Annotated in this window: 9 protein-coding genes and 1 pseudogene; 6 read left to right on the plus strand and 4 right to left on the minus strand. The window is 71.8% G+C overall.

The window, feature by feature from the left end:
* Positions 1 to 87: 87 nt before the first annotated feature.
* From AS594_RS11065 to AS594_RS11075, 3 genes are all read right to left on the minus strand, one after another.
* Complete coding sequence (locus AS594_RS11065; protein WP_079148702.1) at positions 88 to 1,512, minus strand: MFS transporter; 1,425 nt, start codon at positions 1,510 to 1,512, stop codon at positions 88 to 90.
* On the minus strand, positions 1,509 to 2,963 hold the full coding sequence (locus tag AS594_RS11070) for a 4-hydroxyphenylacetate 3-hydroxylase family protein (protein WP_069933054.1): 1,455 nt from the start codon (positions 2,961 to 2,963) through the stop codon (positions 1,509 to 1,511). The genes AS594_RS11065 and AS594_RS11070 overlap by 4 nt, the downstream gene beginning before the upstream one ends.
* Positions 2,964 to 3,174: 211 nt before the next feature.
* A complete protein-coding gene (locus AS594_RS11075; protein ID WP_107358115.1) occupies positions 3,175 to 4,125 on the minus strand; it encodes an AraC family transcriptional regulator in 951 nt (316 codons plus the stop codon).
* Between the two features lie 127 nt (positions 4,126 to 4,252).
* On the opposite strand from AS594_RS11075, the gene AS594_RS11080 reads away from it, so the two are divergent.
* The 6 genes and pseudogenes from AS594_RS11080 (at position 4,253) to glgB (ending at position 15,461) form a co-directional block, all read left to right on the plus strand.
* A complete protein-coding gene (locus AS594_RS11080) occupies positions 4,253 to 5,188 on the plus strand; it encodes an SDR family oxidoreductase (RefSeq protein WP_176741045.1) in 936 nt (311 codons plus the stop codon).
* Positions 5,189 to 5,421: 233 nt separating this feature from the next.
* Positions 5,422 to 6,630, plus strand: a complete 1,209-nt coding sequence (locus tag AS594_RS11085) for a S8 family peptidase (protein ID WP_069933052.1) — start codon at positions 5,422 to 5,424, stop codon at positions 6,628 to 6,630.
* Between the two features lie 366 nt (positions 6,631 to 6,996).
* Positions 6,997 to 8,985, plus strand: coding sequence for an alpha-1,4-glucan--maltose-1-phosphate maltosyltransferase (locus AS594_RS11090; protein ID WP_069933051.1), 1,989 nt, complete (start codon positions 6,997 to 6,999; stop codon positions 8,983 to 8,985).
* Entirely contained in the window at positions 8,982 to 10,703 is a 1,722-nt protein-coding gene (treS, locus tag AS594_RS11095; protein WP_069933050.1) for a maltose alpha-D-glucosyltransferase, read from the plus strand. Before AS594_RS11090 ends, treS begins: the two co-directional genes overlap by 4 nt.
* 203 nt (positions 10,704 to 10,906) lie before the next feature.
* Positions 10,907 to 12,346: pseudogene (locus AS594_RS11100) on the plus strand (maltokinase N-terminal cap-like domain-containing protein); the annotation flags it as partial.
* Between the two features lie 478 nt (positions 12,347 to 12,824).
* The gene (glgB, locus tag AS594_RS11105) at positions 12,825 to 15,461 is read left to right on the plus strand and encodes a 1,4-alpha-glucan branching enzyme (protein WP_420877774.1); all 2,637 of its coding nucleotides are present in this window, start codon (positions 12,825 to 12,827) and stop codon (positions 15,459 to 15,461) included.
* On the opposite strand, the gene AS594_RS11110 is transcribed toward glgB, so the two are convergent.
* Positions 15,448 to 17,763, minus strand: a complete 2,316-nt coding sequence (locus tag AS594_RS11110; RefSeq protein ID WP_069933049.1) for a HelD family protein — start codon at positions 17,761 to 17,763, stop codon at positions 15,448 to 15,450. The two genes, glgB and AS594_RS11110, sit on opposite strands and share 14 nt — an antisense overlap.
* Between the last annotated feature and the right edge of the window lie 7 nt (positions 17,764 to 17,770).

Consider the following 17,770-nt stretch of genomic DNA (forward strand, 5'->3'; position numbering starts at 1 on the left):
TCCTTCGGTACGGCACGCGGGGCGCGCCGGAGCGCGGTGAGCCCGCGCGCGGGCGGGCGGCGCCCCTCAACGCCGCACGCCCCGCGGTTACTTCGCGGCGTTCTCCACCTGCTCCCGGGGTGCCGGGAGATGGGCGGTCGCGGGGAGGCGCAACCGGGTGGAGAGGAGTCCGGCCACGCCGGCCAGAGCGGCGCCGACGAGCAGCGCGGCCCTGAAGCCCTCGGTCTCGGCCGTGGCCGCCGCGCCGGCGGACGCCTCGGTGGCGGCGGTGGCGACGGCGACGAGTACGGCGAGGCCCAGCACCGAGCCGAACTGCTGGCTGGTGTTGACGAGTCCGGAGGCGAGCCCCGTCTCCTCGGGTGACGCCTCGGCTGTCGCGGCCACATTGGTGGTGACCATGACCAGCGGCAGCGCGAGGCCGAGCACCAGGCTGGGTGCGAGGACGGTGGTGAGGAAGGCGCCCTCGGCGGCCAGCGCCAGGGCCAGCCAGGCCGTACCGGCGAAGAGCAGGCCGAAGCCGAGCGTCATGGTGGACCGCAGGCCGATGCGGGCGATGAGGCGCCCGCTCTGCGGTGCGGTGAGCACGACGACGACCGACAGCGGCAGCAGCCCGAGGCCGCCGATGAGCGGGGAGTGGCCGAGCACGCTCTGGAGATAGAGGCTGACGAGGAAGAACATCGGGAAGAGCGCCATTTGCGCGAGCGCGCTGAGGACATTGGCGAGCCGCAGGGCGGGCCGCCGCAGCACGGCGGGCGGCACCAGCGGGCGCGCGATTTTCCGTTCGAGTACGGCGAAGGTGACGAGCAGCAGCAGTCCGGCGCCGCCGGCGGCGAGCGTCCGTCCGCCGGTCCAGCCCGCCTCGCCCGCGCCGACGAGGGCGTACGCGATCAGGCCCAGCCCCCCGGTGGCGGTGAGTGCGCCGCCGAGGTCGAAGCCGCGCTCGGCGGAGCGCGTACCGCCGCCGAGGAGCCGCAGGGCCAGTACGCCGAGGAGCACCTCGACGAGCACGTTGAGCCAGAAGGTCGAGCGCCAGCCGAGCAGGTCGGTGAGGACCCCGCCGAAGACGGTGCCGAGTACGCCGCCGAGCCCGCCCATCGCGGCGAACGCGCCGAGCGCCGTGTGCCGCGCCGGCCCGTGCGGAAACAGGATCAGCAGCAGGGCGAACGCGGCGGCGGCGGCGAGCGCGGCCCCCACGCCCTGGACGGCGCGGGCGGCCACGAGCGCGCCGGAGGTCTGGGCGAGCCCGCCGGCGGCGGAGGCCGCCGCCAGCAGGCCGAGGCCGGCGACGAACAGCCGCCGGTGACCGAACAGATCGGCCGTGCGGCCGCCGAGGAGCAGCAGACCTCCGAAGGTGATGAGGTAGGCGTTGGCCACCCACGACAGTCCCGCCGACCCCGAGCCGAGATCCTCACCGATGGAGGGCAGCGCGACGTTGATGATCGCGGTGTCCATGATGAGCAGCAGCTGGGTGGAGGCGAGCAGCGCGAGCGCCGCCTTCGGGGAGCCCTTCACCGCGTCGCGCCCCGCCCCAGTGTGTAGCCGTCGAGGCAGGACCGCGCGAGCGACTCGCAGGCATCGGTGTCGCCCTCCCACGCCTGCTGCGTCAGGTAGACGTGCGGGGCGCCGTGATAGAAGCGCTCGTACTGCTCGTGCCGTCCGGCGAATTCCGAACCGAGCGCGTCCCAGGCCAGCTTGAGCAGCTTGATCCGGTCCTCGGCGGGGTGTCCGGGCGAGCGGATGTACTTCTTGACGAGCGGCCCGAGTTCGGGGTGCAGCAGGTCCTCGGCGGAGGCGGGCAACTGGATGACTCCGCCGCCCGCGAGCATCTTGATCTCCTGCACGGCCTGCGGGTAGAGCTCGCCGGCCATGATGCGCTGCGCGAAGGAGATCTCCTTGCCGGGCTTCACGCCGTGGCCGCCCTCGACGTTCTCGTACGACGCCTCGGCGGCCAGGACGAACGCCTTCGCCTGGGCGACCTTGCCCATCAGCCGGCCGACGGCCTGGGTGACGGGCGGCAGCCGGTAGGTGTTGTTGGCCTTGGTGATGAGGATGGCGAGGCCGGTGAGGAATTCCAGCTTGGTCCAGAAGCGGGTCGCCGCCTGGTGCACGAAGTTGACGTACGCGGGGGTCTGCCACCACATCGCGAAGCTCGCGTCGACGTTGCGGTAGGCGAGGACGTTCTCCCACGGTACGAAGACGTCCTCGCAGACCAGGAGCGCGTCGTTCTCGTCGAAGCGGGAGGAGAGCGGGTTGTCGAAGACGCTGCGCGCCTGTGCCTCGTAGGACGTGCGGGACAGGAACTTCAGCCCCGGGGTGTCGATCGGTACGGAGAAGCACACCGCGTGCTCGATGTCCTGCGGGGCGAGCGGCTCGATCGTCCCGACGATCACCTCGTTGCCGAAGACGGCCCCGGTGCCGATCATCTTGGCGCCGCGTACGACGATCCCGCCGTCGCGCTCGGCGACGACCCGGACCACGAGGTCGTCCTCCTCCTGCTCGGAGGCGGACCTGGTGCGGTCGATCTGCGGGTTGGTGATGGTGAAGGTGGGGTAGAGGTCGCCCTCCGCCAGCCGCCGGTGGTAGGCGAGGGCGTTCGGGGCCCCGTCGAAGGACTCCGTGGTGAAGACGTGCGGGAGCGCCGCGAAGCCGGCCGCGCCGCCGGCCATGTAGTCGGGCGTACGGCCGAGGAAGCCGAAGCTCGCCTCCGCCCAGACCTTGTACGCCCGGCGGCGGGCGACCAGGTCCTCGTACGAGTGCGGGACGTGGTACGCCCGGTGGACACCCCCGGTGGTGAGCACCGGGGTGTGCTCGGAGTCGTGCGCGAGGTCGAAGAGGCGGGCGATGGAGCCCGCGGTGTTGCGGAAGGCGGGGTGCCGGGTGACGTCCTTGACCCGCTCGCCGTCCAGCCACACCTCTCGGCCGTCTCGCAGCGCTTCCAGATAATCCTGACCGGACCTCGTCACCTTTTCTCCTCATGCGGAACGGCACTGCCGTTGCCGAGCCTGTCTGGCCGCGTCCGCCCCGGCAATGAACACCCGTCCACCGGTCCTTATGAACCGGCCAGTCGGGTCCGGGACGAACCGGCCGGCCGGGTCCGGGACGAACCGGCCGGCCGGGTCCGGGACGAACGGCCAATCGGGTCCGGGACGAACGGCCAATCGCGTCCGGCGGGGCCTACGCCGCGCCCGCCGCGGTGCGGTACTCGCCCGGCGTCGTACCGAACCACTTGCGGAACGCGAGGTGGAAGCCGACCGCGCTCTGGTAGCCGACCCGCTGCGGCACCGCCGACTGCGCGACCGTCGTCTCCCGCAGCAGCCGCGCCGCCTCCTGCATCCGCCGCCCCGTCAGGTGCCGGGCCGGAGCGTCACCGACTAGCGAGCGGAAGGCGGCGGTGAAGGCGGAGCGGGACATGCCGACCTCGCGGGCCAGCGACTCGATGGTCCACGGCTCCGCGAACCGGGTCGCGATGATCACCATGGCCCTGCTGATACCGGGGTGCCGCAGTACCGGCAGCGCGGCGGGGCTGTCGGCGAGTTCCCGCAGCAGCGGCCGCAGCGCGAGGACCAGCGCCATCTCGAAGGCGCGCAGCGTGATGAGCCGGTCGCCGGGCCCCACCGGCCGGTCCGGGGCCGCGAGCAGCCGCAGCGTGTCCCGCAGCAGCGGCTCGGCCGCGACCTGCGGGCCGTCGAGCACCAGGGCCCACGGCAGCGCCTTGTACAGCCCGGTGGCGGCGCTGGCGTCGTAGTGGAGCCCGGCGCACAGCAGCCGGCTCGCCGGCCCGCTGCCCTCGATCCGGATCTCGCCGGACGTGCCGGGCTGCCGTTCGGGCAGCACCGCGCGCAGCGGCAGGCCCTGCCGGTCCGGCCGGTCGGAGAGCCGGTGCGCGATGCCGGTCGGGAAGACGGCGAGGTCGCCCGTGTTCAGTTCGAGAGGGGTCTGGCCCTCGCCGCTGATCCAGCAGCCGCCCTCGACGATGTAGTGGAGTACGGCGCAGCTCTGCTCGGCGTCGCCCTCGATGGCCCACGGGGCGTTCACGTGCCAGCGGCTGTCGAAAACGCCGGTGAGGCGCAAGGGCTTCAGCAGCTCGCTGAGCAGATCTTCGCCGTCGTCGACTTCTCGTGCCATGCCGTCCATTGGACGATCCCTCAACCCTCGCCCCGGTTTGTTAATTGATCGGCCGAAGCCCCCGCCGCCAGCCTGGACAGACCGTTCACGGCGACAGCCTCACCCTATCGAAGGGCTCTACACACTCATGTCCGATCAGATTCCGATGCGCGTCGCGGTCGTGGGGGCGACCGGCTTCCAGGGTGGCGCGGTGGCCCGTCTGCTGGCCGAGCGCAAGCACCGCGTCCGCACCCTGACGCGCAGGCCCGAGGGCGAGCGCCCCGCCCTCGCGGGAACCGCCTTCGTCAACGGCGACCTCGCGCACGCGGACCACGTACGCCACCTCTTCGAGCGCGCCACGCACGCCTCGGTGGTGATGCCGCTGGTGTACGACGCCGAGACGGTCGGGGCGTACGCGCGCAACATCGCGGACGCGGCCCGTGAGACCGGAGTGCGCAGAGTCGTCTACAACTCCAACACCCGCGTCCCCCGGGCCTCCACCGATGTGGCGGCCTTCGAGACCCGGCGGCTGGCCGAGACGGTGCTGCGGGAGGGCCTGCGCGGCAGCGACGTGGAGCTGGTGGTGCTGCGCCCGCCGGTCTACCTCGACAACCTCTTCAGCCCGTGGAACGGCCCGGCGCTGGCGAAGGAGGGCGTACTCGCCTACCCCCTGCCCGCCGCCACCCGGACCGCCTGGATCTCGCACCGGGACCTCGCCGAGGCGGTGTACGCGGCGCTCACCGTGGACGGTGTGGCCGGCCGCACGCTGGACATCGGCGGCTCGCGGAGCCTTACGGGGCACGAGCTCGCGCAGGCGTTCGCGCGCGGACTCGGCCGGGACGTGCGGTACGTACCGCTGGACCCGCACGTCTTCGAAGAGGGGCTGGCGCGCGTCGTCGGCCCGGTCGCGGCGGCCGGTGTGGCGGGCATCTACCACTACCTGGCGAGCGGCGCGGGCCCGGACCTGATGGCGGCCGACGACGGCGCCGCCGGGGCGCTGTCCGTGCGGCCGGCTCCGGTGGACGAGTGGGTGGCCAGGCAGCCGTGGCAGATCTGGTCGGACGAGGCGACCGCGGCCTCGTAGTACCGGCGTACCCGGCCTCCCTCTTTTGGAAGACCTGCGGACGACCTGAGTGATCTCCTGCGCAATGCCCTCACCGGTACTCCCGACCATTCCGTCCCGGCGTGCGGTCTTGTAGTGCTTCACAGCGCACAGGAGCTGCCTCGCAGGTGTCTGCGGCAGCCCACCCCGGACCGGCGGAAAGTGCCGGATCAACTCCGCGGCAGGTGCGCCATGTTGAGGAGGGAACTCAGCCCATGGCTCGAACGCGACATACCCGCCCGCGCCTCGCGGGGGCCTTCACCGCGGTCACCGCGGCAGCGGTTCTCTCGGCCGTCACACTGCCCGCGCAGGCCGCCCCGGCCGAGGGGCGAATACTCGGAGCCGGTGCCCCCGGCTCGGTCGGCGACAGCTACATCGTCACGCTCAAGACCGGGCCGGGGGGAATCAAGGCTCCCTCCGAGGCCGGCAGCGACCTCGCGCGGCTGTACGGCGCGACCATCGAGCACACGTACAGCACGGCGCTCAACGGTTACGCGGTGAGAGCCGGCGAGGCGGAGGCCAAGCGCCTCGCGGCCGACCCGAACGTCGCCTCGGTGGTCCAGGACACCGAGGTCCGGCTGAACACCACCCAGACGGACCCCACCTGGGGCCTGGACCGGCTGGACCAGCCGGCCCTGCCCCTGGACACCTCGTACACCCATCCCGACAGCGCCGGCGGCGGCGTGCGGGTGTACGTCATCGACACCGGCATCCGCGCGTCCCACCAGGACTTCGGCGGCCGGGCGAGCAGCGGCTGGGACTTCGTCGACGGCGACGCCACCGCCCAGGACGGCAACGGCCACGGCACGCACGTCGCCGGGACCGTGGCGGGCGGGACGTTCGGGGTCGCGAAGAAGGCCGAGGTGGTCGGCGTACGGGTGCTCGACGACGCGGGCGCGGGTACGACGGCCCAGGTGATCGCGGGCATCGACTGGGTGACCCGTAACGCCGTGAAGCCGGCCGTGGCGAACCTGAGCCTCGGCGGATTCGCCAACGCCCAGCTCGACGCGGCCGTACGCAACTCGATCGCGTCCGGCGTCACGTACACGGTCGCGGCGGGCAACGAAGGGCTGCCGGCGAACCTCTACTCGCCGGCCCGCGTCACGGAGGCGGTCACCGTCGGCGCCACCGACGCCAAGGACGCGCGCGCGAGCTTCTCGAACTGGGGCCCGGGGCTCGACCTCTTCGCCCCCGGCGTGGCGGTCACGTCCACCTGGAACACGGGTGACACAGTGACAAAGACCCTTTCCGGTACGTCGATGGCTGCCCCGCACACGGCCGGCGCCGCGGCGCTCTACCTGGCGGACCACGCGTCGGCGACCCCGGCGGAGGTGAGCGGGGCCCTGGCCGCGAAGGCGGTCCCGGACAAGATCACCGGCGCCGGCCTCGCCTCCCCGAACCGCCTGCTCCAGGTGAACAACTGACCCAGCGGCACCCCCGCGCACCGGTTCAACGGCCGCCCCGCCCACAAGGCGGGGCGGCCTTCGTTCCGCACCCGCACCCGCGGTCCGGTTCGCGCCGGTCCGGGCCGACATTTTTCGCCACCCTTACGCATCGGTAGTTAACAAGGCCCCGGATTGCGCACCCGTAGTACGAGGGAAGGCTCCTCCGGTACGCCCCCCACGCACCCCAAGTCGGTCCAAGTCGGTCCACCCGAGTGAACGTGGACAGGAGCGGTGATGCCCGCACCCCACCAGTCGCCAACGGAGCAGATAAAAAGGACAGACCCCAAGAAAGCCCCCGAACGCGAGCCGCGCTCGACCGCGGCCGCACAGCCCCCAGGTGAGCCAATGATCGGTCGCATCCCTGTCCTGGACGTACGTCCCGCCGTCGACTGCGGCAGAAGGCCGGCGAAGGCGGTGGCCGGTGAGACGTTCGAAGTCACCGCCACCGTCTTCCGCGAGGGCCACGACGCCGTCGCCGCGAACGTCGTCCTGCGTGACCCGGCGGGCCGGGAGGGCCCCTGGACCCCGATGCGCGAACTCGCGCCGGGCACCGACCGCTGGGGGGCCCGCGTGACGCCCCTGGCCGAGGGGCAGTGGACGTACGCCGTGGAGGCATGGTCGGACCCCGTGGCCACCTGGCGCCACAACGCCCGGATCAAGATCCCGGCGGACCAGGACACCGAGCTGGTCCTCGCGGAGGGCGCGGAGCTGTACGAGCGGGCCGCATCGGGCGTGCCGAAGAAGGACGGGCGCGAGGCCGTCCTGGCCGCCGTGGACGCGCTGCGCGACACCGCGAAGCCCCCCGCCGTCCGGCTCGCCGCCGCGCTCGGCCCGGAGGCGGACGCCGCGCTCTCCCGCCACCCGCTGCGCGAGCTGGTCACGTCCTCGCCCGAGATGCCGCTGCTCGTCGAGCGCGAGCGCGCGCTCTTCGGGTCCTGGTACGAGTTCTTCCCGCGTTCCGAGGGCGCACGTACCGACAAAAGAGGGAAGTGGAAGAGCGGCACGTTCAAGACGGCCGCCGAGCGGCTGCCCGCCGTCGCCGCGATGGGCTTCGACGTGGTCTACCTGCCGCCCGTTCACCCCATCGGCACCACCCACCGCAAGGGCCCGAACAACACGCTTTCGGCGTCCGCCAAGGACGTCGGCGTGCCGTGGGCGATCGGTTCGGCGGACGGCGGCCACGACGCGATCCACCCCGACCTCGGCACCTTCGCGGACTTCGACGACTTCGTCGCACGCGCCCGGGACCTGCGCATGGAGATCGCGCTGGACTTCGCGCTCCAGTGCTCGCCCGACCACCCCTGGGTCAATGAGCACCCGGAGTGGTTCCACCACCGCGCCGACGGCTCCATCGCGTACGCCGAGAACCCGCCGAAGAAGTACCAGGACATCTACCCGATCGCGTTCGACGCCGACATGCCGGGCCTGGTCAGGGAAACGCTCAGGGTGCTGCGGCTGTGGATGAGCCACGGCGTACGGATCTTCCGCGTCGACAATCCGCACACCAAGCCGGTGGTCTTCTGGGAGAAGGTCATCGCGGACATCAACCGCACCGACCCCGACGTCATCTTCCTCGCCGAGGCGTTCACGCGCCCCGCGATGATGCACACGCTCGGAGCGATCGGCTTCCAGCAGTCGTACACGTACTTCACCTGGCGCAACACCAAGCAGGAACTCACCGAGTACCTCACCGAACTCACCGGCGACGCGGCTTCGTACATGCGCCCGAACTTCTTCGTGAACACCCCGGACATCCTGCACGCCTACCTCCAGCAGGGCGGCCGTCCCGCCTTCGAGGTACGGGCCGTGCTGGCCGCCACGCTGGCTCCCTCGTGGGGGGTGTACGCGGGCTACGAGCTGTGCGAGAACGCGCCGGCCAAGCCGGGCAGCGAGGAGTACCTCGACTCGGAGAAGTACCAACTGCGCCCGCGCGACTGGGAATCGGCCGAACGCGAGGGCCGCACCATCGCCCCGCTGATCACCACCCTCAACCGCGTGCGCCGCCGTCACCCGGCGCTTCAGCAGCTGCGCGACCTGCACTTCCACCACGCCGACAACGACGCGGTCATCGCGTACTCGAAGCGCTCCGGTTCGAACATCGTTGTGGTGGTCGTCAACCTCGACCCTCACCACACCCAGGAGGCCACGGTCTCGTTGGACATGCCGGAACTCGGCCTCGACTGGTCCGATTCCGTCCCGGTGCGCGACGAGCTCACCGGCGAGACCTACCACTGGGGCAGGGCCAACTATGTGCGCCTCGAGCCGGGCCGTACGCCCGCGCACATCGTCGTCCTGCGACCGTCCCCGCCGATCGGAGGGTCACCCACATCATGATCGTCAATGAGCCCGTCCACGACACATTCGAGGACACTCCCGCCAAGGACCGCGACCCCGAGTGGTTCAAGCGCGCGGTGTTCTACGAGGTGCTCGTCCGATCCTTCCAGGACAGCAATGGAGACGGCGTCGGCGACCTCAAGGGCATCACCGCCAAGCTGGACTACCTCCAATGGCTCGGCGTCGACTGTCTCTGGCTGCCGCCGTTCTTCAAGTCACCGCTGCGCGACGGCGGTTACGACGTATCCGACTACACGTCCGTCCTCCCCGAGTTCGGTGACCTCGCCGACTTCGTGGAGTTCGTGGACGCCGCACACCACCGCGGCATGCGCGTCATCATCGACTTTGTCATGAACCACACGAGCGACCAGCACCCGTGGTTCCAGGAGTCGCGGTCCGACCCGGACGGCCCCTACGGCGACTACTACGTCTGGGCCGACGACGACAAGCAGTACCAGGACGCCCGGATCATCTTCGTCGACACGGAGACGTCCAACTGGACCTTCGACCCGGTCCGCAAGCAGTACTTCTGGCACCGCTTCTTCTCGCACCAGCCGGATCTCAACTACGAGAACCCGGCCGTGCAGGAGGAGATGATCTCCGCCCTGCGCTTCTGGCTGGACCTGGGCATCGACGGCTTCCGCCTCGACGCCGTTCCCTACCTCTACCAGGAGGAGGGAACGAACTGCGAGAACCTCCCGCGCACCCATGAGTTCCTCAAGCGGGTCCGCACCGAGATCGACGCGTCCTACCCGGACACCGTGATCCTCGCCGAGGCCAACCAGTGGCCGGAAGACGTCGTCGACTATTTCGGCGACTTCAAGAAGGGGGGCGACGAGTGCCACATGGCCTTCCACTTCCCGGTCATGCCCCGCATCTTCATGGCCGTACGCCGTGAATCCCGCTACCCGGTGTCGGAAGTCCTGGCCAAGACCCCGGCCATCCCGTCCAACTGCCAGTGGGGCATCTTCCTGCGCAACCACGACGAGCTGACCCTCGAAATGGTCACGGACGAAGAGCGCGACTACATGTACGCGGAGTACGCCAAGGACCCGCGGATGCGCGCCAACATCGGCATCCGGCGGCGGCTCGCCCCGCTCCTCGACAACGACCGCAACCAGATCGAGCTGTTCACGGCTCTGCTCCTGTCGCTTCCCGGCTCGCCGATCCTGTACTACGGCGACGAGATCGGGATGGGCGACAACATCTGGCTGGGCGACCGGGACGCCGTGCGCACCCCGATGCAGTGGACCCCCGACCGCAACGCCGGTTTCTCGTCCTGCGACCCGGGACGGCTCTTCCTCCCCACGATCATGGACCCCGTCTACGGGTACCAGGTCACCAACGTCGAGGCGGCGATGACCTCGCCCTCCTCGCTGCTGCACTGGACGCGGCGGATGATCGAGATCCGCAAGCAGAACCCGGCCTTCGGCCTCGGCTCGTACACCGAGCTGCCGTCGACCAACCCGGCCGTGATCGCGTTCCTGCGCGAGTACAAGGACGACCTGGTGCTGTGCGTCCACAACTTCTCGCGCTTCCCGCAGCCGACGGAACTCGATCTCCAGACCTTCAACGGCCGTCATCCGGTCGAGCTGATCGGCGGGGTGCGATTCCCGGCCATCGGCGAATGGCCGTATCTGCTGACCCTCGCAGGTCACGGCTTCTACTGGTTCCGGCTGCGCAAGGACCCGACGCCGCCGCCGGCCAAGCGCGCCTGAAGTACCGTCCGGCGCGGGGCGGTTTCCACCGCCCCGCCCTGGGCACTCTCCCCCTCATATCGGGTCCGTACGGACGATCCCCGACCCGACACTTCCCGCGTTTCGACTGCGGGGAGAACCCCACGCACCGCCCGGACAGCTACGGTCGCAATCCGGGACACTCTGCGCATCCTGTGGCGTGCCCGGGGAAAGGACGCGATGCCATGTCGGAGGCTGCATCCACCCGGAGTACGGTCGCCCGCCGCGCCACTCCGCCGGCCCCACCCCCGGCGCTGCTCCCCTCGCTGGCGCCGCTGCTGCACGAATGGCTGCCCAGGCAGCGGTGGTTCGCCGGAAAGGGACGCCCGGTCACCGGGTTCTCGCTCGTCGCCGCCACGGAGTTGCTGCCCGCGGGCGGCGGCTCCGGTGGCGGTGCTCCGGGCGCTCCCGGGCTGCTGCATCTGCTGGTGAGCGTTCAGCAGCCCGCCGGTTCCACCCACGGTCCGCCGGCGCCGCCGGTGGCCGACTGCTATCAACTGCTGCTCGGCGTACGGTCCGCGCTGCCGCCACGGCTGGCACCGGCCCTGATCGGGCACGTACAGGAGGGCCCGCTGGCCGGTCTCACCGTCTACGACGCGCTGCTGGACCCGCGGCTGGCGGGTCTCCTTCTGGAGCGGCTGCGCAACACGGGTGCGCCGGGGGCGCTGCGCTTCGAGCGCGACCCGTCGGTCGTCATCCCGCCCGGCCTCACGCCGAGGCCGCTGGGCGCGGAACAGTCCAACTCGTCCCTCGTCTATGGAGATTCGTTCATTCTCAAGGTCTTCCGACGGGTCAGTCCCGGCTCCAATCCGGATCTGGAGCTGCCGCTGGCCCTCGCCCGCAAGGGCTGCGAGCGCGTGCCGGCGCCGGTCGCCTGGTACGAGGCCGACAACGCCGACGATCCGTACGAGCCCTACACCCTCGGAGTCCTGCAACCCTTCCTGCACGGCTCGGAGGACGGCTGGCAGCGCGCGCTGCGGGCCCTCGCCGTCGGAAACGACTTCACCGCCGACGCGCAGGCGCTGGGCCGGGCCACCGCCGAGGTGCACACCGCGCTCGCCGACGCCCTGCCGACGGTGACGCTGCGCAGGCAGCAGACGGAGGCACTGGCGGCGGCGATGACCGAACGGCTCGACGCGGCGGCGCAGGCGGTGCCCGCCCTGGTTCCGTACGTCCCGGCCCTGCGCACCGCGTTCGACGCGTTCGCGGCGCGGGGGCGGGCAGGGCGGGCGTGGCCGGCCCAGCGGGTGCACGGCGACCTGCACCTGGGGCAGACGCTCCGGGCGCCGGGCGGTGAGTGGTCGGTGATCGACTTCGAGGGGGAGCCGTCGCGCCCGCTCGCGGAACGGCGCCGCCCGCAGCCGGTCGTACGCGACGTGGCGGGGATGCTCAGGTCCTTCGACTACGCGGCGCGCTCGCACCAGCCGTGGGACGCGGAGTGGGCGACACGGTGCCGGGAGGCGTTCTGCGACGGCTACGCGAAGGCGTCCGGCAGCGATCCGCGGGACGAGCCGGAGCTGCTGCGGGCGTACGAGACGGACAAGGCGGTGTACGAGGTCCTCTACGAGGCCCGCCACCGCCCGGACTGGCTCCCGGTCCCCCTGGCCGCCATCCACCGCCTGGCGTCGGCGACCCCGACCGGCCTCGCGGCGGCGCCCGCCGGCTCGGTCGGCCACCGCCACGGGACCACTTCGGGCGGCGTGTCCGGCCACCGCCCGGAGAGCTCCGCGCACCGCACCGCCGGCCCGTTCCACGGGGCGGCGCAGCGGCACGGCGGCGGGGCGGGTTCCACCCGGCCCCCGGGGACGCCCCCGCACAGCCACCCCGCACCGCCCTCGGACCCCACCGGCCACCGCGCAACCGAACCGCCCCCGGACACCGACCACACCCCGGGACCGACGCCATGATCCGACACCGGTCAGCACGACCCTCCGCACGCCCGCGCGGCCTGGCCGGCCCGTGGGCGGCCGGGGGCGGCCGCGGGCGCCTGTGGCTCCGGCGCGCGGCCGGACCACCGGGCCCGCGCGCCCCCGCGCCACGCGATTCAGCCAATCTCCCCCCGTCCACCGCACCCGACCGGATCCTCCCGAGGAGGCCGCACCCGTGACCCCCCGTCCACCGTCCCGCAAGTCCGCCGAGTCCCCGAACGCGCCCACGCCGCCCGAGGCGGCGCAGCCCGAGGCGGCGCAGCCCGAGGCCGCGCCGCCCGCGGCGCCGCGCAAGCGGGCCAAGTCCGCCAGGGCTCCCAAGCAGGCAGAGGCGATCGAGCCGACCCAGGCTCCGCAGGACGCTCCGCAGCCCCTGAAGGCCGCCGAGACCCCGCCGCCGCGCAAGCCCGCCAGGGCGGTGAAGCAGCCCAGGCCGGCCAGGACCGCCAAGGTCACGCAGTCCCCGGCCGCCGCGGGTCCTCCCGACTCCGCCGCCAAGGCCGCTCAGGACGCGGAGTCCGGCAAGCCGCAGGCCGCCGCGCGCGCGGCCAGGAGCGCCAAGAACACGAAGGCCGACAAGGCCGAAAAGGCCGCCACGCCCCGGCGGACCAAGGCTCCCCAGCCGCAGCCGGACGGCCCCGCCCTCCACGGCAGTGACCGGGACCGGCTGCTGGCCGGCGGTCATCACGACCCGCACGGCCTGCTCGGCGCCCACCCCGTTCAGGGAGCCGCGAAGGGCGTCGTCTTCCGTGCGCTGCGGCCCTTCGCCCGGGCCGTCACCGTGCTGGCCGACGGGCACCGCACGCCGCTGCACGACGACGGCGACGGCCTGTTCTCCGGCGTGCTGCCGCTGGACGCCGTGCCGCCGGAGTACAGCCTGGTCGTCACGTACGACGACAACGAGCTGGAGGTGCAGGACCCGTACCGCTTCCTGCCCGCGCTCGGTGAACTCGACCTGTACCTCATCGGCGAGGGCCGCCACGAGGAGCTGTGGCGGGCGCTCGGCGCGCAGCCGATGGTCCACCAGGGCGTGAGCGGCACCCGCTTCACCGTCTGGGCGCCGAACGCGCGCGGCGTGCGCGTCGCGGGCGACTTCAACTACTGGAACGGCACCGGGTTCCCGATGCGTTCCCTCGGCTCGTCGGGTGTCTGGGAGCTGTTCGTGCCCGGCGTCGGCGAGGGCACGCTCTACAAGTTCGAGATCATGCGCCCGGACGGCAGTCACACGATGCGCGCCGACCCGATGGCCCGGCGCACCGAGTGCCCGCCCGCCAACGCGTCCATCGTGACGGCCTCGCACCACGAGTGGCGCGACCAGGAGTGGATGGAGCACCGGGCCGACCGGCCCGTGCACAAGGCTCCGTTCTCGGTCTACGAGGTGCACCTGGCCTCGTGGCGGCCCGGACTGTCGTACCGCGAGCTCGCCGAGCAGCTTCCCGCGTACGTCGCCGATCTGGGCTTCACCCATGTCGAGCTGATGCCGGTCGCCGAGCACCCCTTCGGCGGCTCGTGGGGCTACCAGGTCACCGGCCTGTACGCCCCGACGGCCCGCATGGGCACGCCCGACGACTTCCGGTTCCTGGTGGAGTCGCTGCACCGGGCCGGCATCGGCGTGATCATGGACTGGGTCCCGGCCCACTTCCCCAAGGACGACTGGGCGCTGGCGCGGTTCGACGGCGCGAACCTGTACGAGCACGAGGACTGGCGGCGCGCCGAGCACCCCGACTGGGGCACGCTCGAATTCGACTACGGCCGCCCGGAGGTGCGCAACTTCCTGGTCGCCAACGCCACGTACTGGTGCGAGGAGTTCCACATCGACGGCCTGCGCGTCGACGCGGTCGCCTCGATGCTCTACCTCGACTACTCGCGCGAGGACGGCGAGTGGGCGCCGAACGAGTTCGGTGGCCGCGACAATCCGGACGCCGTGGCCTTCCTCCAGGAGATGAACGCGACCGTCTACCGCCGCAACCCCGGCGTCGTGACGATCGCCGAGGAGTCCACGGCCTGGGACGGCGTGACCCGCCCCACCGACAGCGGCGGCCTGGGCTTCGGCCTGAAGTGGAACATGGGGTGGATGCACGACTCGCTGGTGTACATCAGCAAGGAGCCGGTGCACCGCAAGTACCACCACAACGAGATGACCTTCTCGATGGTGTACGCGTACAGCGAGAACTACGTGCTGCCCATCTCGCACGACGAGGTGGTGCACGGCAAGCAGGCCCTGGTGAGCAAGATGCCGGGCGACTGGTGGCAGCAGCGCGCCAACCACCGCGCGTACCTCGCCTACATGTGGGCGCACCCCGGCAAGCAGCTCCTGTTCATGGGACAGGAGTTCGCCCAGGGAGCGGAGTGGTCGGAGGGGCACGGCCCCGACTGGTGGCTGCTCGACCCGTCGTACTCGGCGGAGCCCGACCACCGCGGTGTACGTGACCTGGTGCGCGACCTCAACCAGGTGTACACCGCCACGCCCGCCCTGTGGGAGCTGGACACGTCGCCCGAGGGCTTCACGTGGGTGGCGGGCGACGCCGCCGAGGACAACGTCTTCGCGTTCCTGCGCTTCGACGCGAAGAGCGGTCCCCTGCTGGCCGTCTCCAACTTCTCGCCGGTCGTCCGGCACGGGTACCGGCTCTGCGTGCCGGACCTGATCCCGGCCTGGACGGAGGTCCTGAACACGGACGCGGCCCAGTACGGGGGCAGCGACGTACGCAACACCGAGCCGCTCAAGCCCGAGCCGGCCGGGGCGCACGGGGGCCGGCCGAGTCTGGAGCTGACGCTGCCGCCGCTTGCGACGGTGTGGTTCAGGCCGGCCTGACCGCTTCCTGGATCTGCTGCGTCTCCTGCGTCTCCTGCGTGAGCCCTTCCCGGAGGCATTCGGGAAGGGCTCCCGTGTGGACGACGGCGAGCTGCTGCGTGGCCCGGGTCAGGGCGACGTAGAGATCGTTCGCGCCGCGCGCGGAGCCGGCGAGGATCCGTCCCGGTTCGACGACGACCACCGTGTCGAACTCCAGGCCCTTCGTCTGCCGGGGGTCGAGGAGCACGACGTCCCGGGTGAGGTCGGGTGTGGTGCCGTACGACGCGCCGGGCAGCGCGGCGACGAGCTCCGGGTGCAGGGCGGCGGGGGCGACGACGGCCAGCCGGCCCTCCCGCGGCGCCTCGTCGGCGACCGTCTCGGCGACGGTACGTGCGAGGTCCTCCGGCCGCGCCCCGCGCGCCCGGGGCCGTACACCGGTGGAGCGGACGGAGCCCGGCGGTTCGAAGGAGGGGTCCTCGGCACGCCGTACACCTGCCGCGACCTCCATGATCTCGGCGGGCGTACGGTAGTTGACGCGCAGGCGGGTGTGCTCCCAGCGGTCCCCGACGTACGGGCCGAGGATCTGCTGCCAGGAGTCGCAGCCCGCCTCGTCACCGGTCTGCGCCGGGTCGCCGACCAGCGTCATGGAGCGGGTCGGGCAGCGGCGCATCAGCAACCGCCAGGTCATGGCGGACAGTTCCTGCGCCTCGTCGACGATGATGTGGCCGAAGGCCCAGGTGCGGTCGGCGGCGGCCCGTTCGGCGGCGCTGCGGTGGTCGGCCTCCTCGTGGCGCTCGGCCATCCGCTCGGCGTCGACGATGTCGTGGGCGCCCAGCACCTCGGACGCGTCCTTGTCGACGTCCTCCTTGTCCTCGAACTCGTAGGTACGGGAGGCGTACGCCATGTCCAGCACGCCCTGGGCGTAGGCGATGCGCTGCTGGCGCTCGGCCTCCTCGGCGGCCCGCGCGGCCGAGTCGTCATGGCCGAGCAGTTCGGCGGCCTCGTCGAGGAGCGGCACGTCGGCGGGCGTCCAGGGGCCGCCGGTGCGCCGGATCAGCTCGGCGTCGATGTCCGGCAGGTACACGGGGTCGGCGAGGTACTCGGTGACCAGCTGCTGCGGGGTGAGCATCGGCCACAGCTCTTCGATGGCCGCGTGCACCTCGCCACTGAGCGCGATGGCCTTGCCGAGCTGCGCGATGTCGTCGGGGCCGAGGAAGTTGGGGCCGCCGTACGGGTCGGCGCCGATCCGATCGGCGAGCTGCTCGGTGAGCGCGTCGATGATCCGGAAGGCGAAGTGGGGGCGGGCCAGATTGTGCGGCAGCCCGGTCTGACGGGCGGCGGCCCGGGCGTCCTCCGCCATCGCCCGGTCCAGTACCAGCCTGCCGTCGTCGTGCTCGATCTCGATGCCCGGGTCGGGCGCGGTCTGACGGTCCCGTACGAAACGGGCGAGGGCGTCCGCCATGGTGGCCCGGCCCTTGACCTCGGCGGCCGCCGAGGTGTCCGTTCCGGTGGCGGTGACGCCCGGGAACAGCTCGCCCACGGTCGCCAGCAGCACGCCGGTCTCACCGAGCGAGGGCAGTACTTCCCCGATGTACGCGAGGAACGCGGGGTTGGGCCCGACGATCAGCACGCCCCGGCGGGCGAGCAGGTCGCGGTACGCGTACAGCAGGTACGCCGCCCGGTGCAGCGCGACGACGGTCTTGCCGGTGCCGGGTCCGCCCTCCACGACGAGTACGCCCTGGTGCGGGCCCCGGATGATGCGGTCCTGCTCGGCCTGGATGGTCCGCACGATGTCGTGCATCCGCCCGGAGCGGGCCGCGTCCAGCGCGGCGAGCAGCACGGTGTCGGCGGCGGAGCCCTCGTGGCCGGTACGGGTGGTGTCGGTCAGATCGAGGATCTCGTCGTGCAGGGCGGTGACGGTCCGGCCCTCGGTGCTGATGTGCCGGCGGCGTCGCAGGCCCATCGGGGAATATCCGGTCGCGAGATAGAAGGGGCGGGCGATGTCGGCACGCCAGTCGATGACAAGAGGAGTACGGTCGGCGTCGCTCTGCCGGATTCCGATGCGCCCCATGTGGTACTGGCGTCCGTCCTGGAAGTCCAGGCGCCCGAAGCAGAGCCCGCTCTCTCCCGCATTGAATGCGGCGAGCAGTCCGGACTGCTCGGCCACCAGCACGTCGCGCTCCAGCTTCGCCTGGTGGTGGCCCGTGCCCACCTGCGTCAACGCGCCGCGCACCGTGGACTCCGCCTCTTCGCGCAGGTCGTCGAGGCGCGCGTAGAGACCGGTAATGAATTCCTGCTCCTTCTGAAATTCCTCGGTTGACAATTCAGCT

This window comes from Streptomyces agglomeratus (genome assembly GCF_001746415.1).
In the GTDB taxonomy this organism is placed as follows: domain Bacteria; phylum Actinomycetota; class Actinomycetes; order Streptomycetales; family Streptomycetaceae; genus Streptomyces; species Streptomyces agglomeratus.